The following is a 14,101-nucleotide window of genomic DNA, read 5'->3' on the forward strand; positions in this document are numbered from 1 at the left end:
CGCTATTGCGTGTGCAGCGCATCGCCGGTGATGACGCGCTGCCCCTCAGTCAGGCCGGAAAGAACCTCCGCTTTCTCCCAGTTGCGCACCCCGAGCTCCACGCGCACGGGCTGCGGCTCTCCATCCTCTCCGAGCACATGAACGAGCGCCTTGCCCGGTGCGTCTTCGGCGTTCGTTTCCTCGGCGCTTTCGGGCTCAACTGTCTGCGGCCGATAGCGCAGCGCGCTAGTGGGGATCAGAAGCGCATTTGTCGTTTCGTCGGTGGTGATCGAAACGGATGCGGTCATCCCCGGCCTGAGCTTCAGATCGTCATTGCGCACATCCAGATTGGCTTCATAGGTCACGAGATTGTTTTCGCGCCGGTGTGCGAACGACACGTCGCGGATCGTCGCCCTGAAGGTGCGGTCGGGATAGGCGTCCACCAGGAAGGTTGCTTCCTGTCCCTCGGCAATCGATCCGATATCGGCTTCGTTCACCTTGGCGATGAGTTCCATCCTTTCCAGATCCTCGGCGAGGATGAACAGAACGCTGTCTTCCGAAGATGCATAGACGGTGCGGCCGGGTTCGGCCTTTCTCGCCAGCACGATGCCATCAATGGGCGAGCGGATTCTGCTGCGGCTCAGGTCGAAGCGCCGGAGTTTCAGATCCACCTGCTTGACCGCAAGATCGGCCTTGGCTGTCTCGACGCGGTTGGCGGCGCGGTTTCGCTCGGCCTGCACGTCTTCCAGCTTCTGCTCGCTGAGCGCATTGCGATGGCGCAGCGCCTTTGCGCGGGTGAGCTTCTGGTCGGTTTCTTCAAGGGCGATCAGCGCATCGGAAAGGCCCGCCTCCGCGGCTTCGACCAGTGCGGCCGAGCGCTCCAGCTCATACTCGAATATGGTGGAATCAAGCTGGATGAGGATATCGCCGCGTTTCACGCGCTGGTTCTGCATCACGGGGACGGACTGCACCGTTCCTTTCAGCTCACTGGAGATCTGGATCTGCGTGCGCGGCCGCAAGACGGCGGTCGTTGCCACGCGCGCCACCAGATCGCCGCGTTCCACCGGCTGGCTCATATAGCCTGCCATGGTCTGTCCGGATTGCGCGCCGGCGAAAAACCATGCGCCGGTCGCAACAAGCCCGGCGACTGGCAGCGCTAGCGGCCATCGGCGTTTTTTTCTCTGGGAAGGCTTGGCTTTTTGGCTAGTGCCTCGAACATGCGTCGATGCGATCCCCTGTGGATCGCTGCCTGTCTTTTTCATGGACCCATCGCAGCATTGAGCGCGCGCCTATGACGTTAACGTGGTAACAGGAAAGTGGACAAAAGATGGCAGGAAACTGGACGAGAGCACTCTTTCGCTCCGGGCAGTGCATTTTTATCTGGAGGCAGGATGAACGGGCGAAACTATTATATTTATGACGTTTTTTCCGCCGAGGCCCTCACGGGAAACCCACTGGCCATCGTTCTTGACAGCGAAGGACTGGACGATGCGGCCATGCAGCGGATCGCCGGCGAGTTCAATCTGTCCGAGACCGTGTTCGTCTTTCCGCCTGACGAAAAGAACCACGCCGCCAGACTGCGCATATTCACGCCGGGGTGTGAACTGCCCTTTGCCGGCCATCCCACGGTGGGCACGGCCATTGCCCTGGCGGAACGGGCGGGCGAAGGGCAGGAGAGCGCGCAGACTTCGATCCTGATGCTGGAAGAGACGGTCGGGCCGGTGCGCTGTGCGGTGTCGCTCGGCGCGCAGGCCGCTTATGCCGAATTCGACCTGCCGAAGCTTCCCGAACCCGTGGCAGGTTCTTTTGAGCCGGAGGCGGTGGCGGCCGCACTTGGGCTTGGCCATCACGAGATCGGTTTTGAGAACCACGTTGTTGGCGTGTGGAGCGCTGGCGTTCCCTATGTCTGCGTGCCGGTCGCCAATCTCGATGTGGCCGCGCGCGCCAGGTTCGATCCGGCGCTCTGGTCCTCTATGGTGCCGGAGCTGAACGGGCGCGTGGCCAATCCCTATGTCTATTGCCGCGAGACGGTGAATCACGATCACGCCTTTCATGCCCGCATGTTCGGCAATGATCTGGGAATCAGTGAAGACCCGGCCACGGGATCGGCCGCAGCAGCCTTTGCCGGCGCAATAATGCGCCATGACGCGCTTGTGGACGGCGCGCACGGCTTTCTGATCGAGCAGGGGCTGGAAATGGGCCGTCCATCGAGCATACGCCTTGAAATTGAAGCGTTTGCGGGCCGTATCGAGGCTGCCCGGATCGGTGGCCAGGCGGTTCGCGTGGCGGAGGGAAGGCTGTTCATTTGAGAAAAGTGACAAACCCGTGTCAGAGTGTCTTGCCAGCTTGAGAAAAACCCTTTAAGGAGCCGGTCATTCGGTTGACGGCAACTTCTTCGCCGCACGGATCGGTCGGGTGATTAGCTCAGTTGGTAGAGCAGCTGACTCTTAATCAGCGGGTCACAGGTTCGAGCCCTGTATCACCCACCAATCTTCCTTCAAAGTTGAAAAAAGCACTTCTTTTTAGGCCTTCGCCGCATGTTTGTGGCCAAGCTCCGATCACATCCAACTATGGACGTTGCAGCCCCTTTGGCGACATTATAGGGATTGTGGAACCAATCCTTGATCGAGCCGGGCAGGCGTGAGCAGAGACGACGACACAGACATGCAGACAGTGCGCCGCGCAGAGATGCTGGCGGTGCTCAGGCGGCGCGGTATTGCCTCCGAAGCGGTTCTGGACGCCATGGCGCAGGTGCCGCGCGAACGCTTCGTTCCCGATCATCTCGCTGAACTCGCCTATGAAGACGGGGCCCTGCCCATTGGCGACGGGCAGACCATTTCCCAACCCTATATCGTTGCCCTGATGACGGAAGCGGCGGAGCTCGGGCCTGAAAGCCGGGTTCTCGAAGTGGGCACGGGGTCTGGCTACTCCACCGCAATCCTCTCTCTGCTCGCCGGCCACGTCTTTTCGGTCGAGCGACATGACACGCTTGCCACAGCCGCCCACGAGCGGCTGGAGACGGGCGGTTATCTCGACAATGTCACGCTTTCCGTGGGCGATGGAACGCTCGGGCTTCCCGAGAAAGCGCCGTTTGATGCGATCATCATCGCTGCGGCCGGGCCACGTGTGCCGGAGGCGCTGCGCGCGCAGCTTGCCAGGGGCGGGCGGCTGATCATGCCCGTCGGCTCCGCCTCCGGTCCCCAGAAGCTGACATGCGTTACGCGGGACGGGGAGGAGAACTTCCGCACCGAGGATCTCGCGCCGGTGTCCTTCGTGCCGCTCATCGGCGCACAGGGCTGGCAGCGCTGAGGCGGTCTCACGCGCGGGTGTTCGTGCGCGTTCGATAAAATTGAAACGGTGTGGAACCTTTGCGGGGCGTGTGTGTTCTTGCTCCAGGCGCGCGACCCCACCATCCCCCCGACCCGAACCATGCGCGCCGATTGCCGGCCAGTTTTCTGGCCGGCTTTCTTTTTGCTCTGTCGACGACTTGGCGTCCTGACCCTAGTAGTCCTTCTCGAAGAAGATGCCGACGCTTGAATCGCCATCGGAGCCGAGCGAACCGCGCGCTTTCAGGTCTTCGGTGATGTCCAGATTGACCGTACCGCGCGTCGTGCCCTTCGCACCGGCCTCCACGCCCAGATAGATGTTGTCCTGGATGTAGCGCCCGGCGCGCACCGCCGCGTTGCCTTCACTGTCGGTGATCACATCCAGATCATCAAGCCCGGTGGCGTTGCGCAGCGAGCCGAGAAGCGACGTGTTGGCGCCGCCGGCAAGCTCCGCCGCCGCTGCGGCCAGCTGTGCGATCTGCACAGCCGAAAGCTCGTTCACGCCGCGATTGAAGATCAATCGGGCGAGCACTTCGTCTTCCGGCAGCTCCGGCTGTGAGGAGAACGAGATGTTGAGATCGGAAACACGGCCACGAACATTGATGAAGACGATGATGTCATTGCCGCGCGAGCGGGCGACGAAGTTGAGCTGCGGGTCGAGATCGCCAACCAGCGTGACTTCGCCTTCATCGAAGGTGATGCGCTGGCCGATGATGGAGAGACGGCCGCGAATGAGCTTGAAGCCGCCGACCGGCTGGATGTTGGTGACCGGGCCGGTGAGGCGGACCGAACCGCCAAGCTCGGCGTCGAGGCCGCGGCCGCGCACGAAGATGCGGGCAGGGGCCGTGACATTGACGTTCAGCCGCATCACGCTCGGTCGCGCGGTCGGCATCGGCGTGCCGTCGTCGGCGCGGGCGCGTTCAAGCGTGAGTGCCACCGCGCGGGGCGGATCGACATGGCGCACATTGATGGCCGCAGCGCCGCCGCCCAGATTTTCCGGGACGATGATTTCGGCGCGCTCGATATTGACCTCGCCGGCCAGAAGCGGATCACGGGTGAGGGCGCCTGTCAGCGACAGTGCGCCATCCACCGTGGCGGTCACCATCTCGCCATCCGTGTGGCGGGCATTGTCGAGGCTGATCCGCAAATCGGCGGGGAAGCCGGCCTGGGCATTGGTCGAGACCGATCCCGAGATGGAAACCCGGCCGCCGGCGGCAAGTGCTGCCGAGCCTTCGGTGATCGACACGCGGTCGCCTGTCAGCGTGGCGGCAAGCCGCACATCATTGACGCGCAGATTGGTGAGCGGATCGACGGCTGCGGCATTGGCGGTGGAGATCGTGCCGTTGATCACTGGATTGGAGAGAGCGCCCGAAACCCGCACATCTGCCGTCGCCGTGCCGGAAAGCTGCGTCCCGCGCGTCGCAAGCATGCGGTTGGCGATGGACAGCGGTGCGGTGCCCGACACATTGATGCCGAGGCCCGAGCCCGAAAGGGGCACGCTGCCGCTGGCCTGAATGGCGAGGCCATTGGGATCATTGGCGGTGAGGCTTGCAAGCTGCACCGTATTGCGGGCGAAGCTGCCATTGGCGGCAAGCTGCAGCGGGCCGAGGCCGGCGCTTGCCAGCGGCGCTGCATTCAGGCCGGAGGCGCGGACATCGAAGCGCGCTGCAGGCGCATTGAGCCTGCCGGTCACGCGGGCATTGCCCGTCACCTGGCCGGCCAGGTTCTGTCCCTTCACAACGCGGTTGAGCGCGGCCAGCGGGAAGGCGTTCAACGCCACATCCATGGCAAGCTGGCTGTCATCAAAGGGCACGACGCCCCTGGCGGAAGCGTTGAGACCTTCGGGACTGGTGATGCTGGTGTTCACATTGAGGCGGTTGCCGTCCGTCGTGCCGGAGGCGTCCACGGTCAGCATGCTCAGGCCGGCCTGCTGAAGCATGGAGGAGGTGATGCTGCGGCCAGCAACATCGAATGTGACCATCGGCTTCGCGCGTGTGCCCTTGATGTCGGCTTTGCCGTTCAGCGTACCGCCGAGACCGAGATCCGGCTGGATCGTGTTCGCGATGGAGAGCGGCACATTGGCGAGATCGACAGCCAGGTCGAGGCTATTGGCAACCTTGCCGCTGGCCCTGATGCGGCCGCCCGCAACGTCTATTTCCAGCGGGTCGAGCGTGTAGCTTGAGCCCTGAACCAGCAGGGAGGTGGCGTTGACGAGACGCGCGCTAATAGCTCCCTGATCGAGTGTGAGACGGTCGAGGCTCACCCGAAAACCTTCGCCCTCGGGCGCTAGCGCTCCCTTTGTGGCGAGCTTCGTGCCCTGATCGAGAAGGGCGGAGCCTTCAAACTGGGTGGCGTCGCCTTCCTGCCGTGCACTGGCGTCCAGCCGCGTGATGCCGATGCCACCGGCGGTGATGTCGTCGGCAGAGATCTCGCCCACCGCTGCGGGCACGCCGAACAGATCTTCGATCGTGGCGGCGATCTCCGCGTTCGAGACGTGCGTCTGATCGATCTCCAGATTGCGGACCGTCGCATTGATGTCGGCCGTCTGGCTGTCATTCACCGGTGAGAGCGAAATTTCGGCGTTCACGCTGCCGCTCGCCTCGCGCAGCAGCAGTGCTGCGGCGGTGGAGATGTCAGCGGCGTCAATGTTCAGCCGGCCGTCGATCAGGTTCTTCTGAACATCCTGAATGACATTGCCCGTTGCGCTTGCGCCGCCGGCGCGGAAGCTCAGTTCCGTCAGCTGGCGCTGCGTGTCGTCAAGGACGATGTGGCTCGCCAGTTCAACGCGTTCGCCGGCGAGGAAGGCCGTGCCGTCCACCTGACCGGTGAGCACCTGCTTCTCCAGCTGCCCGGTGAAGCCAAGCGCGGCTTCGGTCAGTGCGCGGCCCGCGAGGCTGCCGCTCGGGGCGTCGGCCTTGAAGGTCATGTTGATGCGTCCTTCCGCGCCCTGGGCGCGGCCGGTGGCCGTCAGGCGTCCCGACGCCTCCTTCGAGAGGAGCGCCATGTCTTCCAGAGCGGCGTCGAAGGTGAAATTGGCCTTGCCGGTGGCGAAATTGCCGTCGGCGTTCAGCGTCAGCTGGTCGTTGGCCAGGCGCAGCTTGCGCGCCGTCAGCCCGTCGGCGCCGCGCGCCACGCCGCCATCAATGCGGGTCGTGCCGGCCAGAAGATTGCCCGCCATCTCGTTTTCGATGCGCAGATCGGTCGCCGTGCCATCAAGGTCGAGATCGAATGCGCCGCTGATCGGGCGCACCGTGCCGCTTGCCTTGAGGTCGACCGCGCCTGCAAGTTCCTGATCGGCAAGGCCGGAGAAGGGCGCGATGTCGTCGGCGCTGAGCAGGATGTCGCCGGTAAAGGCGAACTCATCGATCTGTCCGCGCAGGGCGGTTTCCAGCCCGTTGCCCGAAATGCTGGCATTCTCCAGCATGACCGGATTGCCGGCCCGCCAGTCCCCCTTGACCGCGATATCCAGCGCATCACCCAGCGCTTTGGCGATCTTGGCCTGCTTTGCGGTGATGCCGGAAAGGCCGCCATCGACGTCAAAGCTGATGCGGCGGTTTTCTGCATTGTTCAGGTTCTGGGCAAGCCCGCCCATGGTGAGCTCCGTGCGGCCGGCAGCGAATTCCGAGGTCTGAAGACCGTCAATCGCCAGATTGCCGCGCCAGCGCTCGGAGCCGGCTTCGCCAAAGGTCACATTGAGGTTTGCCGTCTGCAACGAGGTTTCGCCGCCCGAAACGGGCAGGAGGACGCGCTTGCCATTGGGGTCGGCCACGCTGGCGCTCAGCGAAAGAGCGGTCAGGAAGTGGTCGCTGCCGGTTTCGGCTGCTGCCTCGATGCGCATGGAGGCGCTGGAGATCTGAAGGTTCTCAAGCAGAACGCCGCCGCCTGTCTTGGACACGCCGCTCACATTGATATGTGTGCCTGCGCCGAAGAAGTCGCGGAACTGGGCCGGAACCAGCCGACCGATGGCGCCGGCGAGCCTTGCAGAGAAGCCAAGGCCCTCGTCACGCTCGCGGAGACGCGCCGTGCCGCCAAAGGCGGGCACGCCATCGGCTTCCAGCGCCAGCTTGATGTCCAGATCGCTGAGCGGGCCGTTGCCGGCAATGGTCAGTTTCAGCGGCGGGCGTCCCTGCACGTTAAGCAGGTTGGCGACAACGCCGTCTGCGGGCTCGTCGAGCACGAGGTCGAGGTCGAGAACTTCCGTTTCGTTGGAGAAAGCCGCCTTCAGGGCGAACTGCCCGCCGGGGCCATCGAGGCGCTTGACGTCGAAATTCGTGTCCAGCGTTCCACTGGCAATTCTGAGCGCACCGGTGAGCGACAGTTCGGCGGCGAGGCCGAACACATCGTGGCCGAAGGTTGCCTTCGGGATTTCCAGCTGTTCCAGATTGATCGCCAGCGGCAGTTCGGGAACCTGGAACGAGCGCGATTCAGGGGAAGGCAGGGCCGTTTCATCCGGCAGTGGCCGGCGCGTCACCTCGATGCTCTCTGCGGCGAGCCTCTGCACCTCAAGGCGCTGCCGCAGAATCAGGGTCGAGCGGCTCCAGTTGATCGACGCATTCTGAAGGCGAAGCCAGACGCCTTCGCGGTCGGCGATGGTGATCTCGCCAATGGTCGCCTGTGAGGAGAGCGCCCCGCGAATGCCCGAAATGCGGATCTGCCGGTTCGGGGTGGAGAGCTGGTTTTCAAGCAGCCGCGTCAGGAAAGAGCGCTCCTCTTCGGGCGTGCTTTCGCTCGGCGTGTCCTGCGCCATGGCCGGCAGCAGGAGGAGAAGGAGGCTGAGGGCGGCGAGGAGGCGGATCAAAATGCTTGTCCTATCCCGACATAGAAGGCGACGCTCGGATCGTCGTTGCGCCGGTCAAGCGGCACGGCGACATCCAGGCGCACGGGGCCAAGAGGTGTGAGGTAACGCAGGCCGGCGCCGACGCCGATCCTGACATCCTGATTGAAGTCCGGGAACGATTCAGCGCCGACCAGACCGGCATCGACAAAGCCGACAAGGCCGATACTGTCGGTCACGCGGGCGCGCAGTTCGGCCGATGCCTCCATCAGAGAGCGTCCGCCAGCCACGCCATTGGGCGTGTCGACACCGATATTGCGATAGGCATAGCCGCGCACCGAACCGCCGCCGCCTGCGAAGAAAAGCTTGTCGGGCGGGGTTTCGGAGATGGGGGCGCCCACGAGTGAACCGAGCTTGGCGCGGCCGGCCGCCACAAAGCGCCCGTCGCTGCCGAAATCGTAATAGGCCCGGCCTTCCAGCATCATGCGTGCCGCCAGATTGCCGTATTCCATCTCGTAGAACGGGTCGAGCGAGGCTTCAGCGAAGAAGCCTTCCGTCGCGTCGGCCGGATTGTCGCGGCTGTCATAGGTGACCGTGCCCGAAAGCCCCACCGTCAGGAAATCGCGTGTGCCGAAATCGTCGTCGAAGCGCGCCCGGTCCACATTCGCAAAGAGGCTGCCCGAAAGCTCTTCGTTGAATTCATGGTGGAAACCGGCCTGCGCGGTCACGCTGGTGCGGGTGTAGCGCTCCAGAACCTCGCGGTCGCCGAAGACGGACGCCTGAAAGTCCGTGTCGGGCGTGTAGACGCCGGGTTTGGTGAACGATGCGCCAACCCGATAGGTCAGGTCTTCCGGCTTGAACGTGTTGCCGATGCCCAGCACCTTGCCTTCGAAGCGCAGGCGCTCGGCACGGCCGAACAGATTGCGGTGCATCCAGTAGGCTTCCACGCCGAGACCGTCGAGCGTGGAATAGGTGCCGCCCACGCCAAAGCGGCGCGGCAGACGTTCCTGAACGCTGACCGAAAGAGGCAGGGAACCATCCTGCTTGATCTCTTCTGCTTCCTCGATGCGGGCGGAACGGAACACATCAAGCCTTGCAAGGCGCTTTTTGGCGCGTTCCAGATCGTTTGGATTGTACTCGCGTCCGGGAACGATGCCTGTCTGGCGCGCCACGAACTCCGGGTCCATGCGCTCGGTCCCGCTCACCGATACGTCTCCATAGACGGCGCTGCGGCCGGGCTCCATGGTCAGAACCGCATCCACCGTGCTGGTCCTGTGCTCTGCCGTCACCTGCTGGTTGCCGATTTTCGCCTTTGGGTGCCCCTGATAGCGCCAGGCTTCGACCGCCAGGCGTCCGGCTTGGAGGATCGTTCCCGAACGGGCAATTTCGCCGGTGAGGAAGCCTTCCCTGGCCGGGTCTTCGACGCGGTCCCTGCGCCTTTTGGCAGGCGGGGCCTGATTGATGATCTGTGCCTGTCCGAAGCGGAAGACAGGGCCGGGGTCCACCTCGACCCGCACATTGGCCGGATTGGCAATGTTTGCGTCGATGGGGAGTTCGGAGACTTCCCTGCCGTCGATCGTGATCGTGATCGAACCGCCATAGAGCGCTGATCCATAGAGCGTGTTCAGGATGCGGCGGTAATCGCCGCGCGCCCTGACGATGAGGCCGGCAGCGCCGGAGGCCGGTCTCTCGCGGTCGGTCCATAGAGTTGAAGAACCCTTGAGCGACTTTTCGACATCCTCGAAACCATAGGGAACGACGAAGTCGACCGTGTAATTCCACGGTTCGCCAATGGTCTCGTTTTCCTCGGCGACCTTGTCCTTGCCAAAGAGTTTGATGCCGAACAGCTCGAAAGCGTCGGCGGGAGCGGTCGTGAAGGCGAGCATGAGCGAGAGCGCAAGAGGCCCCTGCAAACGCCGACCCATCGACGACTTGACGTCGATCCTACTCAAACCCGTCTCCCATTCTCGAGCCGAGTGTCGGCCATCGGTCTTGCCGTGACGTTAACGTCTCACGCTCTCACTGTGCAGAATATCGAGGTTAAATCACAAACAACGATCACGGCCAATGCAGCTAGTCGGCTGTCTTGAAAAAATGTGGCTTAAAGCCGGCGTTATTTGAAGTGAAGCCGAATTGAGACCTACGAAATGAGAAGGTGGTTGTCTGTCCGTGGCCAATTCAGGGTTGCCGGGGGCGGTTCAGGCAATCGCAATACGTTTGTTTTCAAGGAGAGGCACGTGTCGAATGGCACAAAAACCACGCAGGCCGGAACCCCGGAATACCCAGGGCGAATCGTTGTCGCCGGAAGAAGCAGAAGCGCTCGGAAGCCCTGCTGCGCTGATGGAGCCAGACATCAGCGAGCCTGATCTGACGCGAGCCATCCCCCGAAACAGAAAGCCCCGGCGCGCCATTCCCGCCAAATCCTCCCCGCCGAAAGCCGCCCCCTTTCACAGTGCTTCCGAGACCTCTGCTTCCGCAGAGCCCGCTTCAAGGAGAGCCCGGCCCGTGAAATCCGCTGCAGCATCACGCTCGGGTTCCCGCAAAAAGGTGACGGCATCACGCAAAGGCTCGGCTTCGCGAAGCAGTTCGGCTTCGAGGGAGGCGGTCTACATTGTGGATGGCGCGCGCACGCCTTTTTTGAAGGCGCGCGGCAAGCCCGGCCCCTTCTCCCCCGTGGACCTGGCGGTTCAGTGCGGACGGGCGCTTCTTGCGCGCCAGCCCTTTGCTGCGGACAGTCTCGAACGGGTGATCCTGGGTTGTGTCAACGTGCCGGTCGACGAAATGAATCCTGCGCGTGTCGCAGCGCTGCGGCTTGGCATGGGCGACGCCATGCCCGCCTTTACCGTGCAGGTCAATTGCGGGTCGGGCATGCAGTCTATCGACACCGCTTTCCGCACCATACAGTCCGGCAGCGCGAACCTTGTTCTGGCTGGCGGGGCGGAAGCAATGTCGCACGCGCCTCTGGTCTGGTCACGGGAAGGGGCTGCGTGGTTCAGCCGATACTCCCGCGCGACCTCTTTCCTGGGGAAGCTAAGGGCTCTGAAGGCTTTCGAAATGCGCCTGCTGAAGCCGGTTATCGGGCTGGAGCGTGGGCTGACAGATCCCGTCACTCTGCTCACCACGGGGCAGACAGCCGAGAAGGTCGGGCATTTGTTCAACATCTCCCGAGAGGCAGCGGATGCCTATGCGGCTGAAAGCCATCAGCGGCTGGCCAAGGCGCAGACAGGCGGGGCGCTGGCGCGTGAGATCGTGCCGCTGGTTACCGGCGATGGCGAGATGTTTATCGCGGATGATGGTGTCCGGCCCGAAACCTCCGTCGAGGATCTGGCCCGGCTTGGTCCGGCGTTTGAAAAGCCCCATGGGCGGGTCACAGCCGGCAACGCATCCCAGATTACCGATGGCGCATCCTGGCTGATCCTCGCATCGGAGGCCGCCGTCAAAAAGCACGGTCTGACGCCGCTCGCGCGCATCGTCGACAGCGAATGGTCGGGGCTCGATCCCTCCATCATGGGGCTTGGGCCGACGCTGAGCACAACCGCACTCCTGCAGCGTCAGAAGCTGACGCGCAGCGATATCCATTTGTGGGAGTTGAACGAGGCCTTTGCCGCGCAGGTGCTTGCCTGCCAGGCCGCCTGGGAGGATGTGGACTACTGCCGCAACGTTCTGGGGCTTGAACGGGCATTCGGACGCATCGACCGCAACCGGCTGAATGTGGATGGCGGGGCCATCAGCCTCGGTCACCCCGTCGGCGCCAGCGGCAACCGGATCGTTCTCCATCTTGTCAACGCCATGCGGAAGAAGGGGCAGAAGCGGGGCATCGCGACAGAGTGCATCGGCGGCGGACTTTCCGGGGCCATGCTTGTGGAGGTCGGATAATGGCTGAAAAGAACATGCCCGCGAGCGAAAACATGATCCGTCGTCAGTTGACGCTCGGACATGGTCTGAAGAAAATCCAGAAGAAGAAACACTGGTCCTTGTCGAAGGATGCCGGCGACATCGCGTGGCTGGTCCTTGATCGGGAGGACGAAAACACCAACATGCTCTGCGAAGATGTGCTGGTGGAGCTCGACGCGCTTCTGGAGAAGATCGAAGCCACTGCGCTCGCTGCGCTTGTCATCCGGTCGGCGAAGACCGGCGGCTTCATTGCCGGGACCGACATCCGCGAGTTGCAGGGGATGACGGAGGCGGTGGAAGCGGAAGCGCGCATGAAGCGTGCGCATGCGATCATCGACCGTCTGGCCGCTTTGCGGATCCCGACCATCGCCGTGGTTCATGGCCACTGTCTTGGCGGCGGGCTGGAGCTCGCGCTTGCCTGCAAACACCGCATCGCCATTGAGGGAGCGACGTTCGGCTTTCCCGAAATATCTCTGGGGCTTCATCCGGGGCTCGGCGGCAGCTTCCGTCTTCCCGCGCTGATTGCGCCGGGCGAAGCCATGAAGATGATGCTGGATGGCAAGCCGGTCGATGCAGGGAAGGCCCGTGAACTGGGTCTTGTCGATACCGTGGTTGAAGAGCGCCACGTGGCCAGTTCCATAGAGGCGCTTGTCTCGCGCAGGCTGAAGCCGGCCAGGCCGGGGTCCGGCCTCTCGCGCCTCAGCGCCGTTTCGCCCTTCCGGCATCTGGCGGTCCGCAAGATGCGGTCTTCTGTGGCGCGGCAGGTGCGGGAGAAGGACTATCCGGCGCCCTATCGCCTGATCGATCTATGGCTGCGAAATGGCGGTCGCAAATCAGCCATGCAAGCCGGCGAGATACGGTCTTTCGCCAGGCTTCTTTCCGGAGCCACGGCGCAAAATCTGATCCATGTGTCCTTTTTGCGCGAGCATTTGAAGGCGAGTGGCGGGGGAGAAAGCGGTATCGCGCATGTTCACGTCATCGGCGCGGGAGCGATGGGGGCAAACATTGCCGCGTGGTGCGCGTCGCGGGGGCTGCGTGTCACGCTGTCGGACACTGACGAGAAGGCGCTGACAGCGGCCATTGAACGCGCGGCCAGACAGTTTGGGGAATGGCTCCACTCAGGCACGGAGCAGCGTGCGGCATTCGACCGGCTGATCCCGGATTTCGCTGACGACGGCCTGCGTCACGCGGATCTGGTCATCGAGGCGGCTGCAGAGAAACTGGACGTCAAACGCAAGCTTCTCAAAGCGGTCTCTTCCGGCATGAAGAAAGACGCGATTCTGGTTTCCAGCACGACGAGCCTCTCGCTCGATACACTGCTTGGCGTCGTGTCCTCTCCCGAGCGTGTCGCCGGGCTGCATTTCTTCAATCCGGTATCTCAAGTGGAACTGGTGGAGGTTGTCTCGCACAGCCGGGTGTCACGCACGGTGAAGGAACGGCTCACGGCCTTCTGCGGCTCAATCGATCGTCTGCCGGCGCCCGTCCGCAGTTCGCCGGGCTTTCTCGTCAACCGGGCACTTTCCGCCTATCTTGGTGAAGCCTTTGTGATGCTGGAGGAAGGGGTTCGCAAGGAGAGCCTCGACGAGGCGGCAGAGGATTTCGGCATGGCCGTCGGTCCCGTAGAACTTGCTGACCGGATAGGGCTGGACATCTGTCTTGAGGTTGCGCGGGCGCTCAATCCCAAGCGCGGCAAAGCGCAGCAGACAGGCCCAAAATGGCTGGAAACCTTGGTTGCCGAAGGGCGTACCGGCATAAAAACGGGAAGCGGCCTCTACGAATATGACAAGTCGGGTCGCCCGAAGAAGAAGAGCAATCGTCTCACGCCACATCCGATGATTACGGACCGGCTGATCCTGCCAATGCTCAACAGCTGTGCGGCCTGTCTGCGCGAAGGTGTCGTGGCCGATGAGGAAACGCTTGAAGCCGCGATGGTGTTCGCGGCGGGCTTCGCTCCGTTCCGGGGCGGCCCGCTGACCTATGCCCGCCGGCGGGGGTGTGCAGAGATCGTCTCGACACTCGAACGCCTGCAGGAAAAATATGGTGAGCGTTTCACCCCCGATCCTTACTGGCTGAAAATTGCAGCGTCACCCCGCGCCATGTCGTGAGAGCCGCAAATCGTGTGATTGTG

7 protein-coding genes and 1 tRNA gene are annotated in these 14,101 nt (G+C 63.1%); 5 read left to right on the forward strand and 3 right to left on the reverse strand.

Annotated features, from left to right (window positions below; translation table 11 throughout):
- Positions 1-2: 2 nt before the first annotated feature.
- On the reverse strand, positions 3-1,067 hold the full coding sequence (locus AC4PTT_RS08100) for an efflux RND transporter periplasmic adaptor subunit (protein WP_206543848.1): 1,065 nt from the start codon (positions 1,065-1,067) through the stop codon (positions 3-5).
- A 303-nt stretch (positions 1,068-1,370) separates the two neighbouring features.
- Between AC4PTT_RS08100 and AC4PTT_RS08105 the strand changes: the two genes are divergently transcribed.
- The 3 genes from AC4PTT_RS08105 to AC4PTT_RS08115 all read left to right on the forward strand — a co-directional run bounded on the left by AC4PTT_RS08105 (position 1,371) and on the right by AC4PTT_RS08115 (position 3,288).
- Positions 1,371-2,288, forward strand: a complete 918-nt coding sequence (locus AC4PTT_RS08105) for a PhzF family phenazine biosynthesis protein (RefSeq protein ID WP_206548815.1) — start codon at positions 1,371-1,373, stop codon at positions 2,286-2,288.
- 104 nt (positions 2,289-2,392) lie between these two features.
- A tRNA-Lys gene (locus tag AC4PTT_RS08110) sits at positions 2,393-2,468 on the forward strand.
- A 175-nt stretch (positions 2,469-2,643) separates the two neighbouring features.
- Complete coding sequence (locus AC4PTT_RS08115) at positions 2,644-3,288, forward strand: protein-L-isoaspartate(D-aspartate) O-methyltransferase (RefSeq protein ID WP_492162459.1); 645 nt, start codon at positions 2,644-2,646, stop codon at positions 3,286-3,288.
- Positions 3,289-3,480: 192 nt separating this feature from the next.
- Here the strand turns inward: AC4PTT_RS08115 and AC4PTT_RS08120 are convergent, their stop codons facing one another.
- Together AC4PTT_RS08120 and AC4PTT_RS08125 are read right to left on the reverse strand one after the other, a co-directional pair.
- On the reverse strand, positions 3,481-8,103 hold the full coding sequence (locus AC4PTT_RS08120; protein ID WP_492162460.1) for a translocation/assembly module TamB domain-containing protein: 4,623 nt from the start codon (positions 8,101-8,103) through the stop codon (positions 3,481-3,483).
- Complete coding sequence (locus tag AC4PTT_RS08125) at positions 8,100-10,004, reverse strand: autotransporter assembly complex protein TamA (protein WP_492162598.1); 1,905 nt, start codon at positions 10,002-10,004, stop codon at positions 8,100-8,102. Before AC4PTT_RS08125 ends, AC4PTT_RS08120 begins: the two co-directional genes overlap by 4 nt.
- Positions 10,005-10,692: 688 nt before the next feature.
- On the opposite strand from AC4PTT_RS08125, the gene AC4PTT_RS08130 reads away from it, so the two are divergent.
- Together AC4PTT_RS08130 and AC4PTT_RS08135 are read left to right on the forward strand one after the other, a co-directional pair.
- A complete protein-coding gene (locus AC4PTT_RS08130; protein ID WP_492162461.1) occupies positions 10,693-11,955 on the forward strand; it encodes an acetyl-CoA C-acetyltransferase in 1,263 nt (420 codons plus the stop codon).
- Positions 11,955-14,078, forward strand: a complete 2,124-nt coding sequence (locus tag AC4PTT_RS08135; RefSeq protein ID WP_492162462.1) for a 3-hydroxyacyl-CoA dehydrogenase NAD-binding domain-containing protein — start codon at positions 11,955-11,957, stop codon at positions 14,076-14,078. The genes AC4PTT_RS08130 and AC4PTT_RS08135 overlap by 1 nt, the downstream gene beginning before the upstream one ends.
- The last annotated feature ends 23 nt before the right edge of the window (positions 14,079-14,101 follow it).

The organism is Nitratireductor sp. WH36-1 (genome assembly GCF_058725515.1).